Source organism: Nitrosopumilus maritimus SCM1 (genome assembly GCF_000018465.1).
Taxonomy (GTDB): domain Archaea; phylum Thermoproteota; class Nitrososphaeria; order Nitrososphaerales; family Nitrosopumilaceae; genus Nitrosopumilus; species Nitrosopumilus maritimus.
Genome location: NC_010085.1, coordinates 972,500 through 992,639 on the forward strand (window position 1 = coordinate 972,500; position 20,140 = coordinate 992,639).

The 20,140-nt window shown below is 35.8% G+C and carries 15 protein-coding genes (1 of these 15 only partly in view); 3 read left to right on the top strand and 12 right to left on the bottom strand.

The genetic code is table 11. The features are described from left to right. The 4 genes from NMAR_RS05750 to NMAR_RS05765 all read right to left on the bottom strand — a co-directional run. Positions 1 to 2,348, bottom strand: partial view of a fibronectin type III domain-containing protein gene (locus tag NMAR_RS05750; RefSeq protein WP_148680135.1) — the start only. Its footprint begins 26,590 nt before the window's first position; 2,348 of the gene's 28,938 nt are visible here — the first part of the coding sequence; the start codon lies at positions 2,346 to 2,348; its stop codon lies beyond the left edge, outside the window. Positions 2,349 to 2,558: 210 nt separating this feature from the next. Further along, entirely contained in the window at positions 2,559 to 3,728 is a 1,170-nt protein-coding gene (locus NMAR_RS05755) for a coiled-coil domain-containing protein (RefSeq protein ID WP_012215457.1), read from the bottom strand. A gap of 36 nt (positions 3,729 to 3,764) precedes the next feature. Next, a complete protein-coding gene (locus NMAR_RS05760; RefSeq protein WP_012215458.1) occupies positions 3,765 to 7,385 on the bottom strand; it encodes a chromosome segregation ATPase-like protein in 3,621 nt (1,206 codons plus the stop codon). A 67-nt stretch (positions 7,386 to 7,452) separates the two neighbouring features. Then, positions 7,453 to 9,345, bottom strand: coding sequence for a HAMP domain-containing protein (locus NMAR_RS05765; RefSeq protein ID WP_012215459.1), 1,893 nt, complete (start codon positions 9,343 to 9,345; stop codon positions 7,453 to 7,455). 144 nt (positions 9,346 to 9,489) lie between these two features. Between NMAR_RS05765 and NMAR_RS05770 the strand changes: the two genes are divergently transcribed. Next, positions 9,490 to 9,894 carry a nuclear transport factor 2 family protein gene (locus tag NMAR_RS05770; RefSeq protein ID WP_012215460.1) on the top strand — a complete coding sequence of 135 codons (405 nt, stop codon included), beginning with the start codon at positions 9,490 to 9,492 and terminating at the stop codon, positions 9,892 to 9,894. 1 nt (position 9,895) lies between these two features. Here NMAR_RS05770 and lsrF read toward each other — a convergent pair whose 3' ends face one another. From lsrF to NMAR_RS05785, 3 genes are read right to left on the bottom strand one after another with little or no spacing between them, the layout of a single operon-like run. Continuing rightward, the gene (gene lsrF / locus NMAR_RS05775) at positions 9,896 to 10,891 is read right to left on the bottom strand and encodes a 3-hydroxy-5-phosphonooxypentane-2,4-dione thiolase (protein WP_012215461.1); all 996 of its coding nucleotides are present in this window, start codon (positions 10,889 to 10,891) and stop codon (positions 9,896 to 9,898) included. Positions 10,892 to 10,928: 37 nt separating this feature from the next. Next, complete coding sequence (locus NMAR_RS05780; RefSeq protein WP_012215462.1) at positions 10,929 to 11,957, bottom strand: zinc-dependent dehydrogenase; 1,029 nt, start codon at positions 11,955 to 11,957, stop codon at positions 10,929 to 10,931. A gap of 36 nt (positions 11,958 to 11,993) precedes the next feature. Then, on the bottom strand, positions 11,994 to 12,287 hold the full coding sequence (locus tag NMAR_RS05785; protein WP_012215463.1) for a V-type ATP synthase subunit F: 294 nt from the start codon (positions 12,285 to 12,287) through the stop codon (positions 11,994 to 11,996). Between the two features lie 85 nt (positions 12,288 to 12,372). Between NMAR_RS05785 and NMAR_RS05790 the strand changes: the two genes are divergently transcribed. Further along, complete coding sequence (locus NMAR_RS05790) at positions 12,373 to 12,675, top strand: hypothetical protein (RefSeq protein WP_012215464.1); 303 nt, start codon at positions 12,373 to 12,375, stop codon at positions 12,673 to 12,675. A gap of 1 nt (position 12,676) precedes the next feature. Here the strand turns inward: NMAR_RS05790 and NMAR_RS05795 are convergent, their stop codons facing one another. Then, the gene (locus NMAR_RS05795; protein ID WP_012215465.1) at positions 12,677 to 12,928 is read right to left on the bottom strand and encodes a hypothetical protein; all 252 of its coding nucleotides are present in this window, start codon (positions 12,926 to 12,928) and stop codon (positions 12,677 to 12,679) included. Positions 12,929 to 12,976: 48 nt separating this feature from the next. Further along, positions 12,977 to 13,279, bottom strand: a complete 303-nt coding sequence (locus NMAR_RS05800) for a hypothetical protein (protein WP_012215466.1) — start codon at positions 13,277 to 13,279, stop codon at positions 12,977 to 12,979. A gap of 34 nt (positions 13,280 to 13,313) precedes the next feature. Between NMAR_RS05800 and NMAR_RS05805 the strand changes: the two genes are divergently transcribed. Further along, positions 13,314 to 14,063: a metallophosphoesterase gene (locus NMAR_RS05805; RefSeq protein ID WP_012215467.1), complete on the top strand. Its 750-nt coding sequence runs from the start codon at positions 13,314 to 13,316 to the stop codon at positions 14,061 to 14,063. Between the two features lie 3 nt (positions 14,064 to 14,066). Here NMAR_RS05805 and carB read toward each other — a convergent pair whose 3' ends face one another. The 3 genes from carB to NMAR_RS05820 form a co-directional block, all read right to left on the bottom strand. Beyond that, on the bottom strand, positions 14,067 to 17,309 hold the full coding sequence (gene carB / locus NMAR_RS05810; protein WP_012215468.1) for a carbamoyl-phosphate synthase (glutamine-hydrolyzing) large subunit: 3,243 nt from the start codon (positions 17,307 to 17,309) through the stop codon (positions 14,067 to 14,069). Position 17,310: 1 nt separating this feature from the next. After that, positions 17,311 to 18,465, bottom strand: coding sequence for a glutamine-hydrolyzing carbamoyl-phosphate synthase small subunit (carA, locus tag NMAR_RS05815; protein WP_012215469.1), 1,155 nt, complete (start codon positions 18,463 to 18,465; stop codon positions 17,311 to 17,313). A 76-nt stretch (positions 18,466 to 18,541) separates the two neighbouring features. Then, entirely contained in the window at positions 18,542 to 20,098 is a 1,557-nt protein-coding gene (locus tag NMAR_RS05820) for a hypothetical protein (RefSeq protein WP_012215470.1), read from the bottom strand. Positions 20,099 to 20,140 lie beyond the last annotated feature (42 nt).

Consider the following 20,140-nt stretch of genomic DNA (forward strand, 5'->3'; position numbering starts at 1 on the left):
GTGCCTTCGCCATTAACAGCAGATACTCTGAATGTATGTTCTTGTCCATTAGTTAGTCCAGTAACTGTAGCTGTGGTGTCAGTGCTTGTTCCATCAGCAAATGTTTCCCAACCATCACCATCATCAACTTCAATGATATAATCAGTAATTGCAGAACCGCCATCAGATGGAGCAGTCCAGGATAGTGAGACTTGTTCATTTCCTGCAGTTGCAGAGAGGTTTGTTGGGGCACTAGGTGCAGTAGCTACAAATGAATAAGTAACTACAAGGAGTGGGGCTGCACTAGAATCACCATTGTGGGATTCAGCAGTTCTTTCACCAGTACCAGTGATTATAATTGAAAGTGAGTTATCTTCTTGCCATCCTGCTCTGTTAACAATCTCTTGAATCACAGATGAAAGGTTTGGTGTTCTTTGATCAAGTCCTGCTTCTCCAACAGTATCCCATGGAACAGGAGACCATGAAACAGATGCAGAGGTCTTTGTTCTGTCAGAAATATCATCATCACTGTTGCTAAATCTTTCAGAGTCATCAGTATCCTCACCAAAGATTTGCAAGTCAGTGTCATCATCGTCTTCCTCATCTACTGTAAACTGAACATATGCATTCTGGATTATTGCGCCAGAAGGAATTGCTACATCATTAAATCTAATACCGACTTCTTGTTCATCACCACTATCTTCTGTAAGTTCCAAGTCACTGCTACCACGATCAACATCGCCATCATCAACTTCTTCTTCTGCATCATCATCATTGTGGTTTACACGAACTTCAATTGTTATAGGACCAGTTGGTGTTGCAGTAGCAGTTTCAGATGTATTACCAGTACCTTCATCATTTACAGCAGATACTCTGAATGTGTGTTCTTGTTCATTAGTTAATCCAGTAACTGTAGCTGTGGTGTCAGTACTAGTGCCGTCAGCAAATGTTTCCCAACCATCACCATCATCAACTTCAACAATATAATCAGTAATTGCAGAACCGCCATCAGAAGGAGCAGTCCAGGATAGTAAGACTTGTTGATTTCCTGCAGATGCAGTTAATTCGGTTGGTTGACCAGGAACTGTCACAGAATCTTCAGGGGTTGCGTTTGCGGCACCTGAAGGATTACTGTTACCTACAGAGTTGTGGGCTAAAACTTGGAATTCATAAGTTACACCATTAATCAAACCAGTTACTGGTAAAGATGTAGTAGTTCCATCAGGAGTATTACCAAAATCAGTCCAAGCAGGTATTCCAGATACTCTGTATTGTACTGTATAGTAATCAATTGCAGCACCGCCATCACTATTAGGAGCTGTCCAAGATACTGTAACCTGTTCATCACCTGCAGTTGCAGAGATGTTAAGTGGCTGTCCTGGAACAGATGCTGTAGGAGTGCTTTCAAACACTACCCATAATACATGGCCGGTAGCGTGCCCTAGTTCAGCATCTCTAGAAGTTTCTTCGGTAAGTCTAAACTCAACACCAGTACCACTAAGGTTGTTTCGTCCAACAGTGGTAGAATCAGAACCACTGTGGTTTGTTAAAGCAAGAAATACAGGATTAGAATAAGTGTTTGAAAAGCCTACACTTTTCCAGTCGCCAGCGCCAGGATCTTCGTCGACACCCGTAGTTCGAACAGATTCTATTCCATCAAATGTACCTCTATCAATTGCAAGCCAGCCCATCACATTGTCATTACCATCACCAACAGAAGAAGCAGATATTGGTGCACTTCCATGACCTTCACCAATCTCTAAAGATGCCCTTACAGTAGTTGCAGTTGGTTGGCCACTACCAGAGTGATATCTTGCAGAAACCCAATCTTGTGCACTATCAGTGTTTGCAGTTGCAATGAAATTAGGTGCAGAACTAAATGCAGGGGAAAAAGTTATTGTTTGAAAAACACTACCAGGGCCGCCACGTGCATCATATTGAGATACGTTAAGAGTGCCTGCTTGTAATTGTGTACCATCAGGAAGTGTGTGATTACCTTTTTCAACAACAACATAACCAACATCACCGGCAATAGAATTACCAGTGCCATCTCCTCTATACAGTTGTACATCAAAGCTGGAGGCAGACACATTTCTAACAACAGCAGTTGCCATCTCCAATGCAGCGCCACCAGTCTCAAAACCATCTGTCGGTTGCGCAATAACTACAGGATCAGTATATGTTCCCAAGACGGATACTGTGGTCCAACCGTCTGTGGAAATTATACCAGATTCATAAGGTAAAGGAGTTTGAGCAGATGCTTCAGGTAAAGGATCAAAAATTGGTAATGTAGCAGGATGGACGAGTAGAATTACAGCTAAGGTAAAGACTAACAGTCGACTGAGGAATACATCCCTACTATGTTTCAAGCACTTTTTGAGTCTCTTTTTGCTATTTAAAGAGAGACCGATTTTCCTAATTATGGGATTTTCTAGATTTCACCAGCTATGGTTGAAATCTTTTACAAACCAGTCAATAAATCCCAAATTTGGGAAAATTACGCCTGTTAGGAACATCCTAAGTTCATAAAATGAAGATCAACCCAATTTCTTAATTTTTATGTCCAAAACAACTCAAAATCAGATTGGGGCCAAGTTTCCGCGTACTTTGTCGCGTTTTACAAAAGCATCCTCAATTGTCTTAGCAGTTGGCTCTACAAGCCAAGTATCTTGTTCACTTTCTATTAACAATGCAACATGATTGATTTTTTGAGGAGTTGATGGGTTGTCTGAATCAAAGTAGATGAATCTTAGTTCCCAAGTTTTTCCAATATCAGAGGACTTTATCATATCTGCCATCAAAATGGCCAAATCTTCATTGTCACCTTCACCCTTTGAGAAGGTATCAAGTGGGTGTTTGGGATCAGGTTGCATTTCATAAGATGTTAGTTCAAACTGAGACACAATCCACCACACTTCAAAGATGAATTCACCAGGAGTAGTTACAGTATTGTATAACTCATTCATAGGTTTAGGCATTTGGCCTGTAACAAATTTAGATAAATCACGTATTTCGACAGTCTCTGCTGTACCTCCTTGACCTACACCAGCAAGAGTTATTGAAAGTGTGTCTTGAGGGGCAGGAAGTCGAACAACTTCATCTATGAAATCATCTGAAAGTTTTGAAAAAGTGTACGAGTTACCTCTAGAATCGGTAAAGTCCCAACTAATTGTTCCTTCATCCATCGCAACCTCAGGTACTTTGGAAGTTTCAACAAGAATTTCTCTTTCAAATCCAGTCAAGGATGCAAATATGGAATCTTCATCGGGGTCATCTTGTGCTTCTTCTAATTCCCGTATCTTTGCTTCTAGTGCAGCAATACTGTCTTCTTGTTCAGGAGTAGGTTGTACAGTGGCGGCAGGTTGTGATTTGAATTCTTCAATTTGTGCTTCGAGTTTCGTTATTTCTTGCTGTAATAGTTCTGTTTTTTCGTCAGATGAAGATCGAATATCTTCAATCACAGACACTTGGTTCTCAAGGGCACTAATCTTTTCAGCAAGGTCAGCTCTTTGTTGTTCTGCTTGGATAATTTGCTCTGCTGTTTGCTCCACACGATCTTTTAGTTCTTCATTTTCTTGTAAAACCGCAGTACTCTTTTCTAAAACAATCTCAGATACGTCACCTCCAAGTGGAACTACAGAATATGTTGGTAGAAATTTAGTTTCAATTGATTCATCATTAAGATAACTTACTGATATAACACCAATTACAATAGGTACTATTGCCAAAAGTAAGATCTTGCTGCTCATTTAGTTCAATTTCTCATTAAACGCTAATAACAATAACTACTGATTTTTGGACAAAACTTCATTAAGTTTGTCATTCAAGGATTCTAGAGATTTTATCACATCAGTGGATAATGGTTTTTCAGCTTGACGATTAATCAAGAATAGAATTTGATCTTCAATCTCCTTTAGTTCCTCTTGGACTTCAGCAGAAGTCTTGCTCATGTGTTCTTTTAGTTTAACCTGAGTCTGCAACAATCTTCTAATTTGTGCTTTTTCTCGTTTTATTTGATCAATTATCTGCATTTCATCTTCGGCAAGTTTGATCATTTGGTCTTCATGGTCTTGGTGACTCTTTTCGAGGTCTATTTTCTCTTGCTCAAGGCTTTCCATTCTCATCTTGTTTTCAAACTCTTTTTCTCTTAGAGAACTAATCTGGGCTTCAAGGGATTCCTTCTTCTTTAGTGCTCTTTGTTCTGCAAGTACGCTGATTTGCTCAAACTTTTCAAGTTCATCTTGTAATTTTTGTATCTGTTTTTCAAGTGCAGGGGATATGACTTGGGATTTCTTTTCTGCCTCATCACGTTTCTTCATCAATTCTACTAGTTTGATTTGTTGGGTTCGTAGGTCGTTAGTGACAGTCGCACCTGCTTCAGCTTCCTTGATTTGTGCTTGCAGTAACTTTTCATTCAAAGATACAGGATCAACAGGTCTTGCTTTGGATTTCTTGCCCAGTATCTTTGAAAGCCAGGATGGTTTCTTGTCTACAGATTCTTCTTGACCAGACTGGACTAGAGAGGTTTGTTTGGAAGATAATTTCTTTTCGAGTTCTTTGCGTTCTGCAGTGAGTTTTTTCAAATCAGCATGCTGAGAATTCACCTGTTTTTGAAGTGCGGTTTTTTCTGACTGGATTTGCTCTAGTTTAGATTGATGCTGTTTGGTTATGGTGTCAATTTCTGCTTGTTTTGATTCTAGTTGCTCTTTTTGTAAGGTGAGTTTGGATTCTAATTCAGGGTAGGAAGTAGGTTTGGATTTGATTTCCTCGAGTTGAGATTGTTGGAATTTTACCTTATTTTGGAGTGCAGTCTTTTCTGACTGAACTTGTTCTAGCTTGGATTGATATTGTTTGGTGATAGTGTCAATTTCTGCTTGTTTTGATTCTAGTTGTTCTCTTTCTAGTGTGAGTTGAGACTCTATCTTAGAAGAAGGTGATTTTGACTTGAGTTCTTCTAGTTTGGATTGTTGGAATTTTACCTTATTTTGGAGTGCAGTCTTTTCTGACTGAACTTGCTCAAGTTTGGATTGGTGTTGTTTGGTTAGGGCATCAATTTCTGCTTGTTTTTTCTGCAGTTCTTGTCTTTCTAATGTTAGTTGAGATTCTAGTTTGGGTGAGGATTTTGACTGAATTGTATCGAGTTCTGCTTGTTTTGATTCTAGTTGTTTTTGAAGTGCGGTCTTTTCTGACTGGACCTGTTCTAGCTTGGATTGGTGTTGTTTGGTTAGGGCATCAATTTCTGCTTGTTTTGATTCTAGTTGTTCTTTTTGTAAAGCCAGTTGAGACTCTAGTTTAGGGTAGGAAGTAGGCTTGGATTTGATTTCTTCAAGTTTAGTTTGTTGGAACTCTATCTTATTTTGAAGTGCAATCTTTTCTGATTGTACCTGTTCTAGCTTGGATTGGTGTTGTTTGGTGATAGTGTCAATTTCTGCTTGTTTTGATTCTAGTTGCTCTTTTTGTAAAGCCAGTTGAGATTCTAATTCAGGAGAAGGTGATTTTGACTTGAGTTCTTCAAGCTCTGCTTTTTGGACTTCTAACAATTTCTGAAGTGTAGTCTTTTCTGACTGGACCTGTTCTAGCTTGGATTGGTGTTGTTTAGTGATAGTGTCAATTTCTGCTTGTTTTGATTCTAGTTGTTCTTTTTGTAAAGCCAGTTGAGATTCTAATTCAGGAGAGATTGTAGGTTTTGATTTGATTTCTTCAAGTTCTGCTTGTTTTGAATCTAGTTGTTTTTGGAGAGCAGTCTTTTCTGATTGGACTTGTTCTAGCTTGGATTGGTGTTGTCTTGTTAGAGAATAAATCTCGGCTTGTTTTTCTTGTAGTTGCTCTTTTTGTAAAGTGAGTTTTGATTCTAATTCAGGAGAGATTGATTTTGATTTGGTTGCATCAAGTTCTGCTTGTAGTGTTTGTATTTTTTCATGAAGTGCAGTCTTTTCTGACTGGGACTTTGACATTACAGCTTGATATTCTTTCATAATATCATCTAGTTGAGCATGTTTTTTCTTGTAATCATCAACTTGAGATTGTAATTGAGATTCCATTTTAGCTGAGGAAGATTTTGATTTGGTTGCATCAAGTTCTGCTTGCTGAGATTGGATCTTATTTTGAAGGGCAATCTTTTCGGATTGTATTTGTTCTATCTTGGATTGGTGTTGTTTGTTGATAGTGTCAATTTCTGCTTGTTTTTCTTGTAGATTGTTTTCTAGATCCGTTATTTGTTGTTCATTGTTTATTGAATTAGATTTTGATAGATTTTCCAATTGGACCTGTTGAATGTAGAGTTGTTCTTCAAGGGCTGCCTTTTCACTTGCAAGTTTCTTTTCAAAGGTAGAACGCTCTTCAGAGATAGCCTTGAGTTCAACTTGTAGTGTCTGAATCTTCTCTTCTAACATAGCCTTGTCTGCTGTAGCCTTTCGTTTTACAGACTCATAGTCATGGGCCATCTTTTCAAGTTCAGCCTCCTGGGCTCGAATCTGCTCAGTTAGGCTGATTTTTTCCAAGTCATTTGTTTCTTGCTCAGATTTTTTTGCAAGTAGTTCTCTGTCTTTTGCTAGTTTTTCAAGTTGTGTTTGTTGAGTTGCAATTTTTTCTTCTAGCTTCATCTTTTCAAGTTTAGCTTTTTCAAGACTCATTTTGTGTTCTGTTTCTTCTCTGTCTTGAGCAAGTCTTTCAAGCTCTGCTTGTTGAACGTGTATCTGCTCTTCAAGTTTAGCTTTTTCAAGAGATGCTTTTCTTGTTGCAACACTATAATCACGAGATAATTGACTGAGTTCTTCTTGTTGCTGTTTGATTTTTTCTTCAAGTTCTGCTTGTTCTACAACTTTTTTAGATTCAAACTCTGCTTCTTTTTTAGCAAGGTCTCTTTCACCACGAAGTCTCTCAAGTTCACTTTGCTGAGAATATATCTTCTCTTCTAGTTGTTTTTTACTTTCTTGAAGTTCAGTTTGTGAACTTTCGTAAGTCTTTTTTAATGCATCAAGTTCTGATTGTTTTTGTTTATGTTCTTCATCAATTGTGGAAGAGACGGTTGTAGATTCAGAGGATTTCTTTTGAGCTACCTCAGCATAATATGATTGAGTTACACTGTCAAGATAATTTTTGTCAGATGCATGTATTGTTTTTCCTTGTTTTAAAGAATGTAAAATATAGCGTAGTCTGTTAGAGTCGCCAAATCCTTCAGAAACTAGTTTTGAGATAAAATCAATTGATTGTTCTGGAGGTTGTGTCTCATCAGCAGTGTATTCTTGTTCAACTTTCTCTTCAAGGTACTGCTTATCAGACTTTGCAAGGACTTTGTTATTTTTTATAGAATTTAGTATATGGCGAAGCCTACCAACATCACCCTTATTCTGAGCGATGAGATCCTCTAGGAACGTTACAGTGTCTTCTGTAGACAGATTGACCAATGAAATTCGCCTAATTTGCGATCCGATATCTGCTTAATAAATTACCGATCAATTGATCTTGACAAAACTAGACCTCAACAACAGGTATGGATATAGAGACTGTGGTTTTGTCATCAGAATCATCTATGCTTGTCGTGCCTGCATGGTCTTTTAGAATTACTTTAGCCATGTAGAGCAGGATGTGGTCTGTTTGAGCAATTCCAACATCATTATCATTTAAGGGAGAAAAGATATCAGAATCCATCTTTTTGTCAGAGGTTAATTGGATAGTGATGTTGTTTTCATCTGATGTTGTTTTCATCTGAATAGCACCCTCATCAAGATAGGTCATAAAAATATCAATTATGTATCGTAATGCTCTTTCCAACTGATGGGAATCTGCAAACACATATGCATTATCAGATTGTTCCAGGTTCATCACCAATTCTTTCTTTGGAGTCTTTTCAATGTCTTTGAGAGAAGAAGTAATGACTTCGTTTATTTTAACATCATTCATGTCATAGGATAATTGTCCTTGTTCCAAATTGGAAATGTCATTAACAGTAGCAGTTAACAGTTTTAATTGAGACAGTGTATTGTCAATTGAGTTAAGGACTTCGTCTTTTGTTAGTTTATTATTTTTTAAAAGATCTGCATTTTTAGCTATATCGCTAATTGATTGATTTGTTTGTTTAGAGATAAATCCCATTATGCTTTTTGTCCATGAATCAGTTTTTTCAATTTTAGATAATGCCCGTTCTAGTTCATCAGTTCGTAATTTTACAAGATCAGTCAAATTGGAGTTTGTAAAATTAATGCTATCTCTCATGTATTCAAACTTGTTAGCAAGATCACCTATTTCATCATCTGTTTTAATGTCAAAGTAAACATCAAAGTTTCCATCTGCGATTTGAGAAGATGCATCACGTAATTCTATCAAAGGTTTGGAAATAGATGTTTTAATGTAGAACCAAACAATTACTGCAGACATTATCGTAGTAACAAGTACAATCAAAATTATGTTAGTTAATACAATTACAGGAGATAAAACTTCATCAATGTTCTTTTCTACAACTAAATTCCACCCTAGAGGCAATGATGTTTGATCAGGTTTTGCATAAACTTTGAGAATATCACTTCCTTCAGCACTTTGAGCAATGTAAAAATCTGATTCTTCAGACATCAAGAGAAATTCTACAAGAGAGATATTCTCACCAAATTCAGAGCCAGTAGTAGAGTAAATCACTTGGCCTTTATCATCATGAAGAAAAATATTCGTTCCTAGGAACTTGTTTGTCTGTTGGAGATCATGAATTTCAGCTATCAAATCCTGAAGTTTTATTGTAGTCTTCAAGACACCTAAAAATTCTCCATTTTCATTGTCAATTCTAATTGCAATATTTTGTGAATAAACTTGTGAATCATTATCATAAGATACCGGATCTACAAAATTTCCAGTAGAAACTACAGTACTCCACCACTCAGCGTCTTTTACATAATATTCAGGAATGCCACGGTCATATGCAACCAAGATTCCATTTTGATTAAAGATTCCAATTTGATCATATATTGGATAAGAGAATTTGGTCTCAACAAGATTTGATGCAAAAACTAATTTTTCAGATAATTCATTGCCTTTGATTTCATCCATTAAAGGCAAAATTTGGTTTTGATCAAGTGCATCATTCCATTCAGTGTTTGTTTCACTTATCTGAGAATCAGTCAAATCCACAGATTGAGAATTTGATTCGAATAGAACATCATAAACAAGATCTTTATCAGAAAATTCAATCAAACCATAGGTTTTGTCATCAATGCCTTGAGTCATGTCAGAGACAACATCAGATAATGATTGAGAATAATCCTGACCAATGTTGGCAATAAGATTATCTTGTGTCGTAGTAACTATAAGAAACCCCATAATCACAATTGATGTAATTATAACTGTAAAACTAAGTAGGATTTTCTTTCCTATCTGCACCCTTCTACACCTTTACTGATTTATATAAATTCTAAAGTAAAAATTCCTGATTCATCAAATATCTATTTTTTAAATCAGAGTACAAAAATGTCACAGGTAAAGCAGAAGATTTAAACTGATTATTTTCATATTCGAAAATACGGTTTGTCAGATAGTGAAGAGATTATCAAAGTAATTGAAGCATTGTTTGAAGCAGGCATTACAAAAGACACATCAGTTCTAAAAGACATTCACCTCAACGACCCAAAATTTTCTAGTTTCAGTGACTTGCCACCATATGACCTAAAAGATTATCAAAATACCATAGAATTAGAGGAACTCAAGTTTGTCAGTATTTCAGATTATAGTTATGAGATAAAAAATCCAAAAATCAGTATTTTTGGAGATTCAGCAGTTGTTGCAATGGAATTAAACCAGAAAGGAATGCTAGTTGATACCAAAGCATACACAGGAGAACATATGGAAATTGAAGGTAGAGCCACTTTTGTTTTAGTAAAGCAACCAACATGGAAAATTGCACACATTCACCTATCAAAGATTAATGGATGAATTAATTCTTTTTTGGTTGAGGTTTGTTTTGGGGTTTGTTTGACTTGTTTTGGTTTGGCTTTTTGCCTTTGGTTTTGTTTTGATTAGGATTCTTTCCTTTTGATTTGTTTTGGTTTGGCTTTTTGCCTTTGGTTTTGTTTTGATTAGGATTCTTTCCTTTTGATTTGTTTTGGTTTGGCTTTTTGCCTTTTGATTTTTGTTTCTTGTTTGAATCTTCGTTTGCAAGTTTTTTGTATAGTTTGAAAGCTTGATCAACATTTGCATTTTGATGAATAATTGCTCTTGTTGCTCTAATCATGGCAACTGGATGATCAGATTGCCAGATGTTTCGTCCCATATCAACACCAACAGCACCTGCCTTGACAGCATTGTAAGTTAATTGTAATGCATCACGTTCTGGGATTTTCTTTCCTCCTGCAACAATAATTGGTACAGGACAAGATTCAACAACTTTTTCAAAATTATCACAATAGTATGTTTTTACAATATGTGCGCCTTGTTCTGCAGCCATTCTACAAGCTAGAGAGAGATATCTTGCATCTTTGCCCAATTCTTTGCCAACTGCAGTTACGGCCAAAACCGGAATGCCATATTGCTCTGCTTCGCTGACTAGTTTTCCGAGATTAACAACTGTTTGATATTCATATTTTGAGCCTACAAAGATAGACATTGCAAGGGCACTAGCATTTAGTCTAATGGCATCTTGGATTGATACTGTAATGTCTTCTTGAGACAAGTCATCACCAATAATACTAGAACCACCAGATACACGAAGTACCATAGGAGTATCAGTTTCTGCAGGAACAGATGTTCTCTGAACACCTCTAGTTAACATCAAAGAATCACAGTGTTTCAATAGAGGTGCAATGACCTTTTTTGGATTCTCTAATCTCTCAGTTGGTCCAAGAAAATATCCATGATCAACTGCTAACATAAGTGCGCGGTTATTGTGTGGTTTAATTATACTAGATAATCTGTTTTTTAATCCCCAATCCATATTCCATCGAATTTGAGATGCCTTTCTTAAGCCTTTCTTATTTTGTAATGATTATTTTCATTGCATTGTCACCACTTCGTGCATGATCAAATGCCTTTTGAGTATCATCAATTGGATAAGTGTGTGTGATTAACTGTTTGACATCAATTTGTAATGATTCGATTAGATTCAATGCTTCTTTTGTATCATTATCAGATGCAGCATAACTAGTAACAAGAGTGATTTCTTTTGAATAGATTTTACTCATGTCTAAATCCATTTTTGCACCTTTTGAAGGAACTCCAAACATCATTATAGCACCGCCTTTTCTAACCATATCAATTGCATCATCAAGAGCTTTGAGACTGCTAGTTGCAACAATAGCAACATCAACTCCTTGGTTGTCAGTATGCTCTAAGATTTTCTGTTTCTTAGTTTCATCCATAGAGTTGATGGATTCTGTAATGTTGAATTTTTTTGCAAAGTCCAATCTAAAATCATTAACATCAAAACAGAAGATTTTGGAGAATTTCTTTGCCTGAGCAAGCATCACATGCATCATTCCAGTAGGACCAACTCCAAAGATTGCAGCACTGTCTCCTTCCTGATAATGGTATTTTGTCCAGGCCCGAACACAACATGCAAGTGGTTCAATCATCGCAGCTTCTTCAAAACTAAGAGAATCAGATATTTTCAAAACTCCACCATGAGAAACATTCCATGCAGGAACAACATATTGCTCAGATAAACCACAGGGAGACAGATTAGTTTCATAGTATTTTTTGCACATTGTCTCGTTTCCATGATTACAAAAATGACAATCATAACAAGGAACATGATGGTGAGTAAATATTCTGTCACCTTTTTTGAATTCAGTTACACCAGAACCAACATCTAAAACAATACCAGCAGGTTCATGGCCTAGACGCATTGATGGTTGTCCATATTGTCCAAATACTTTTTCCAAATCAGAGCCACATATTCCACATGCATGCATCTGAACTAAAATTTCACCAGACTCCAAAGAAGGATTTTCTGTTTCACTTACAGAGATAACTGATGGTTCTTTAACAGATGCAGTTTTCATGATTTTCAGTAGAAAATTGATTATAAGTAGATTAAATCAAACACCAAGAATCTTCTTGAGCATGACTCTATAATCAACTTCAGTTTTTTCGCTTCCTGTTGCAGGTAATGCAAATACCAAAGTAGATTTTTCAGCCCTTAATGCAGTCAATTCATCATTAATGGATTCAGTGATATCATCACTAACTAGTACCAGTCCAACATCAGAATCATCAGTTAATTTTCTGATATCTTCTAAAGCCTTTTGAGGAGTATCAGAAATAACGCCTGGAACTCCTGCTAACTGAAAACTAGTTACAAATGATTTGCTTCCAACAGTGAAGATTTTCACAAATTCAAATTTTGCCCATTCTAATTTAACCCTTTTTGGAAGAGTAGATCAGAAGGTTGATTTAGTTTAAAAAATTAGTAGTTTCATGACAGAAATTGACACTCAAAAAGACTTCTATCTATTCTTGCATGGAAAAATGGATCTTAAGCAAAAGGCAACTGATGTTTTGATTGCAAAAGGATGTTCTGAAGAAAAGATCACCATGGGTGCACCAACAAAAGTTGGTAATGTAGGGGATTATATGGTTCAATTATGGCCACCAGGACCAGCACCAAATCAAATCAAAATTCAACAAATAACCAAAGTTGAAGAGGTTGAACCAGAAGGAATGATAGGTCTTTGGAAAGGGGTTTCAAAAGAAGATGTTGAATCTATTCCATTGGAATGATTCAACTAAATCCAGCACCAAAATCAGAGCCTTTGTCTAAAAGGTCCCCAGAATCTGAACTTTTTAATTTTCTAAACAACAATGTTTCATAGACTAGTTTCATTGCATCTTCATCGTTTAGATTACAATCTTCCTTAACTTGATTTTTGTATTTTTCTAATTTTGCAGGTTCTTGTTCATCAGGGGAGATACCATCATGAATCATCAGATTAGCAATTTTTTCAATTTCAGAATTTTGCTGTGCTTCATCCATATTGGTCAATAAATTTTCTAGTTATTAATACATTCGAATAAAAAATCATCACAAATCTGAAAGTAGTCCTGAAAGAAAATCAGAAAATTCATCATCAGAAAAAATAATTTTCTCAACCTTGTTTTCAGTTTGAGCAAGTTTTACAGAATCCAAATGATAGCAAGTGTCTTTTCCATTTAATTTTCCAAAATAAAATGCAGGACATGAACAATAAAGACCAGATGGATCAACCCAGTGTTCTTCGCCCTTACCAACTACAGTCCAAATTTTCCTTTGACTAGGCTCAAAAACATGTAATTTTACTCGTTTTTCTGACACCAAGGATTCTATTCTATCAGGATCTTTGTTCACAAGAATTTAATCAGATATCTGCAGTATAACTTTGATGTTGCAAACTAGAATCATGCAATCTAAACCAGCATTAGTATTGGAAGGAGATAGAAAATATCTTGTTGTAACAGATCTTCATATCGGATTTGAAAGCAGTATGGCATCAAATGAAATTTTCATTGGAAAAAATTCCACAATAAATGAAACAATTCAAGAATTATCAGATATGATTGATACAGAAAAACCAGATTCAGTGATTTTACTTGGAGATATAAAATCAAGTATGAAGAGCATTTCAAAAAGTGAATGGGACGAAGTTCCGTTATTTTTTGATAAAATCAGCCAGAAATGTGAGATAGTCTTAGTTCCAGGAAATCATGATGCAAACATCTCAAGACTAGTTCCACAAAACATTACGATGATCAGTTCTACAGGAATGGTTGAAGAAAATACATTGTTAACTCATGGACATACAATGCCATCAGAGAATTTTTCACATGTAGACAAAATCATCATGGGACATGTTCATCCAGTGTTTTTTCAAGAAGATTCTGTGATTAATGGACAAAGAGTTTGGATTTCAATGAAGATTGAAAAAGAGAAAATTTTTCCAAACAAATCAGGAGAGTTGGAGATTACCATAATTCCATCATTTAACAAATACTTTTACGCCACTCATAGAAAAAAATACAAAAAATCAATTTCACCTATAATTGACAGAATAAAATCAGTAGCAAAAGCAAGAATTGTTACGCTTGATGGTACAATTATTGGAAATGAATTAATTATTGATCAAGTTTTATGATAATTATTCAATAGGGTCATATGGTTCAATAGGATCTTTTGTTGTTTCATTATGTTGTAACCATTCAAGGGTCTTAACAAATGAATCAGCAAGTTCTATTGTAGTTAGCACTGGAATTCCAAGTTCAATTGCCTTTCTTCTAATTTGATATTCATCATCAAGCATTCCAACATATTTTTCAATTGTAGAAGTACTTGGGATGTTTATGATAAAGTCTATCTTCCTTTCATAAAGCATATCTGCAATGTTTGGTAGACGTTCAGGTTCTGAAATCTTGTGAATGATTTCTATACCACCAACTTTTTCTTCAAAGAATTCTGCAGTATGTTCTGTTGCCATAATCTTGAATCCTAATTGTTTTAGTTTTGCAATTGAAGATAATAATTTCTCCTTGTTTTCTGTTCCCCCAACAGTAACAACTGCAGTTCCAGTTTGAGGTAGTTTGATTCCAACTGATGTCAAACCTTTTGCAAGTGCATCATGGAAGCTATTTCCAAAGCAAGCAGCTTCACCAGTAGACTGCATCTCTACACCCAATGCAATGTCTGCACCATCTAGCTGCATGAATGAAAATTGTGGAACTTTGATTCCATAATTATGGATTTTCTGCCACTTGTTTTCAGGGATTTTAGGTAACGGTTTGTCCAAAATAGCCTTTGAGGCAAGTGAAATTAGGTTCATTTTGACTAATTTTGAGACAAATGGCATAGAACGTGATGCACGTATGTTCAGTTCTATAACATAGACTTGATCATTGTTTATCAAGAATTGCAGGTTAAATGGCCCTTTAACATTAAAGGTCAATGCAATTCGTTTAGTATAATCAGTAATTGTTTCGATAATTTTGTTGCTTAATCTCCATGGAGGAATACACATCATTGCATCACCAGAGTGTACACCAGCTGAATCAATATGTTCAACTATTGCGCCAATAACAACTTCTTTTCCATTACTGATTCCATCAACATCAACTTCTAATGAGTTTAACATGAATTTTGAAATTACAACCGGATGATCAGGGGATACATCAGTTGCTTCTTTGACATATGTTTTGAGTTCTTCTTGCGACCAAACTACTTTCATTGCAGCTCCAGATAAAACATAAGATGGTCTAACTATTACAGGAAATCCCACTTCTTGTGCAAATGATTTTGCTTCATTAAGGTTTGAGAACGCTTGCCATCTTGGTTGACCAATGTGTAGTTTATCTAATTCTGCACTAAACTTTGAACGGTCTTCAGCTCTGTCAACATCTTTTGCTGATGTTCCTAAAATATTGATTCCACGTTCTGCTAGTCCAGGAGTCAGATTGTTTGCTGTTTGTCCACCTACACATGTAATGACTCCTTTTGGATTCTCAAAGTCAGTAATGTCAAGTAATCTTTCTTGTGTAAGTTCTTCAAAGTACAGTCTTGTACAGATATCATAATCAGTTGATACTGTTTCAGGATTACAGTTTACAACTGAGACATTCTTTTCTCCATTCTCTTGCAATCCCCAAACCATGTTTACTGTTCCCCAATCAAACTCTACGCTACTACCGATTCTATATGGTCCCGCACCAACTACAACAATTCCTGGATCATCTTTTGGAATTTCAATGTCATGAGAGTGTCCACCATATGTTAGGTATAGATAATTGGTAACTGCAGGCCATTCTGCTGCAAGGGTGTCAATCTGCTTTACAGATGGAACCACGCCTAATTCCTTGCGTATTTCACGCACTTCATCAGGAGTGCTTCCTTTTGCACGGGCAATTTGATTATCAGAGAAGCCTAGTTTTTTGATATCCCACATCAAGGATTTGTCTAGTTCAGATTCCTTGATTTTGGCCTCCGCGTTAAGGATATTTTGTATTTTATCAATGAACCAAGGATCAATTGCAGAAAGTTTGTAGATTCTCTCAACTGAAATCCCCATTTTCAAGGCAATTGCAACATTGTACAAAATCTCATCATCATGATGAGATAATTTGAATTCAATTTCTTCTTCAGTGTATTTTTTGCCATTAGCACGATTCAATACCAATCCATCATTTCCAATTGCAAGCATTCTGATTGCTTTTTGTAATGATTCTTCAAATGTTCGTCCAACTGCCATGACTTCACCAACGGATTTCATCGTAACTCCAAGTTTTCTATTGACTTGTTCAAACTTTGAAAAGTCCCATCTTGGATGTTTGCAAACAACATAATCAAGTGAAGGCTCAAAGCATGCAGTTGTACTTTTTGTAATTCTGTTTACTAGTTCAGACAAACTATAACCTAATCCAATTTTTGCAGACATGTATGCAAGTGGATAGCCTGTAGCTTTACTTGCAAGTGCAGAAGAACGAGATAGACGAGGGTTGATTTCGATTGCAACATATCTGTCTGAATCTGAATCTAATGCATATTGAATATTACATTCACCAACAATTCCAACATGTTTTGTTGCACGTAACGCAGCTGAACGCAACATGTGATATTCATGGTTGTTGATTGTTTGAGAAGGTGCAACTACAATGTTATCACCAGTGTGAACTTTCATTGAAAGAACATTTTCCATGTTACAGACAATTACATTATTGCCATCATAGTCTTGCATTACTTCATATTCGATTTGTTTCCAATGACCAATGTATTCTTCAACTAGAACTTGGCCTACAAGACTTGCATTAAGACCACGTTCAACGATTTCATGGAGTTCAATTTCATTATGGGCAATTCCTCCGCCACGACCTCCTAGGGTATAGGCTACTCGGACAATGACAGGGTAGTTCAGTTCCTCTGCTACCTTCTTTGCATCATCGACATTAGTCACAGTTTTACTCTTGAGTACAGGAACGCCTGCTTCAGTCATTTGATCCTTGAAAAGCTGCCTATCTTCAGTATTTTTGATACCTTGAACCTGAGTTCCAAGCACTTTGACACCATATTTTTGCAAAATTCCCGCTTCTTCTAGTTTAACACCACAATTCAGTGCAGTCTGACCACCATAGGCCAACATGATTCCATCAGGTCTTTCTTTTTCTACAACAGATTCAACATATTGTGGATTAACAGGTAAAAGATACACTTGGTCTGCAAATCTTGTATCAGTTTGAATTGTTGCAATGTTTGGATTAATTAGAACGCTTTTGAGTCCGTCTTCATGAATTGCTTTAAGACACTGACTTCCAGAATAATCAAATTCTCCGGCTTCACCAATTTTAATGGCGCCACTACCCAAAACAAGAATTTTGTTTAGTGATTCGTTTTTTGGCATTTTATTTCTCCATTAGTTCCTTTAGTTCTTCAAAAACATACTTGCAATCAAAAGGACCAGGTGCAGCTTCAGGATGAAATTGTACTGCAATACACCTCTTTGTTTTGTGTTTTATTCCTTCGACTGTTTTGTCATCAGCATTTGTAAACCATAAATTAAAATCAGATTTTTCAAGGGATTCAGGTTTTATTCCATAACCATGATTTTGACTTGTGACATAGACTTGATTTGTCTCCAAGTTAACACATGGTTTGTTTTGTCCACGGTGTCCATACTTTAGTTTGTAAGTTTCAGTGTTTCCTGCAATTCCAATTATTTGTGCACCAAGACAAATTCCAAGTGTTGGTATATTATTTTCAATTAATTTTTTAGTTGTTTCAATTGTTGCAGGACAGTTTTGAGGATCACCAGGACCACTGCTCAAAACAATTCCTTTTGGATTGTATGACATTATTTTTTCATATGAAGTATTCCATGGGACAACAACTACTTTGTAACCAAGTTCTCTAACATTTCTAATAATTGCAAATTTTGCACCAGTGTCAATTACAACAACTGTCTGCTCTTCGTTTCCATAGACTTTTTCTTCCTTGGTGGATACTGCATCCATAAACTGTTCAGAATTGTAATTTGTAGCCTCAGAAAGCTGTTTTTTGACTGCTTCTACATCAATCTCAGTATCTGAGACTACTAGAGCAGCCATCATGACACCACTAGTTCTAAGTTTTTTTGTTAATGCCCTAGTATCAATTTCAGCAATTCCTGGAATTTTTTCATTGTACATCCATTCATCCAAAGTCATGGATAGATTCCAGTGACTTGCAGTATGAGATAGTTCATGTATTACAAGACCTCTAGCTTGGATTTCATTGGCTTCAAAATATTTTGGAATTCCATCGTCATCTTTAACTTCTGGATCGGGAACTCCATAATTTCCAACAAGTGGATAAGTTAGTGTAAGAATTTGGCCTTTGTAGGATGGGTCAGTTAGTGCTTCTGTATACCCAACCATTCCAGTATTGAACACAATTTCACCAAAAACAGTCGTCGAATATCCGAATCCTTCACCGTCAAGAACAGTTCCATCATCAAAAATGAGCTTTCCAAACTTTTTTGCGTGAGTTGATTTCTTTGTGGATATTGTGACCCTCAGCAATTCCGTTGTAATACGAATTTAAGTTTTATGTGAATTGTATTTTGAAAAAAATGATCGCTATTGGAATTGGGTTTTGTTAGTTTACAGAAATTATTCCAGATTTTATCAAAAATTGCATTCCTTGTACAAAGGCATCATCATCAATTGTGCCATCAGCCCACCAACCAGCATTGACTTTAACCCATACAGGAACTTCGTTTGTTTGAGAATTTGAACCAGTCAAAGTAGGAGGAATTTGAATAATGTTTTCATCAATTAAAAACTGAATTCCTTGAATGAAAGAATCATCATCAATTGACCCATCTGCCCACCAACCAGCATTACTTTTTACCCAAGATGGAATTTCGTTTGTCTCAGAATTTGCAGATATGCCAGGCTCAATTACGATAATAAAATTTCCTTTTGATTCAGAATCACCATCAATGTTAGATACAACAAGATTTGCTGAGCCAGAATATTTTGAATCAAAGTTTACTTGATGGATATTTGAATAATCAGAATCAATATCACCTTTGAAATGATTTTGATAAATGGTCTTACCCTGTTGGATTACTGAAAAATCATATTCCACATGGTGTTTATGATGGTCTGAAAAGATTTGCTGAAAATCTATGAAAAATGTCACATCCTCACCTGCATGAATAATTTCAGGTTCCCAATACAAGAATACTTGATAATCAGAGGTTGTAAAATCTAATGGAAAATCAACTTTGTCATTTGGTTGTAGTTTAAACTCAATTATTTCATCAGATGTTTGCACATTATTCTTTAACAACTTGAGCAAATCACGAGTAATCACAGTGTGTACAGTTCGATCATCAAAAGAATAATCATCAATAGTTGTAATGTCGTGAGGCAGTAAAAGTCCATTTACATATGAATCATAATTTGTAGAAAGAAAATCACTAAACGTATTTGGAATTCGTACTTCTTGATGAATCACACTTATCTCTTGAAAATTTTGATTCCAATCAAAAGGAATGGTAAAAGTTAGTTGGTTTGAGTCAAAATTAAAATCTTGAATTTGATCAAAATAAGAAACAACATGTAGTTTTTGAGATTGTTTCAAATGATCATCCACATTGAAATATTGGTGGTCTGCAATACTTATGCCACCTTCAAATTCAATAGGTTTTTTCAAAACATTTGAATCAGAATCGATAGACAAAATTTTTACTTTGTACTCATAAAGGCCTCCAGAAGTGAAAACAGGTCCAGTAAATGTTAATGGATGTTGTTCATCTACTAGCCATCCTCCTAAAACAGATTCTTGAGTTCCTTGAATGGAAATCTCATCAGAATCATCAGATATTACAGATAATTTCAGAGTGCCAGTTTCATCATGAAAAACTTCTTTGAAAAGTTGTTGGTCATTTTTTAAAAATTCTACTTCAAATGTCACATGTTCAATTGCTGCCTCTGTTTTTGAATCAAAAAGATTCATGGTTATCAAGTGTTCATTTACAGTAGGATCAAAAATAGAAGGCGATACAGATATTGAAAAAGTGACATCTCTATCACCTATGGACGCAGGGGGCAAGGTTTCGCTTCCAAATCCATGTCCAAATACTAGTTCAGCAGAGCCAACAAGACTGAAACCTAAAACAAAAAGTAAAACAAGTAAATTTTTCAATTTTACTCAAACAAAAACTAGGTAAGAAATAATACTTTAGGC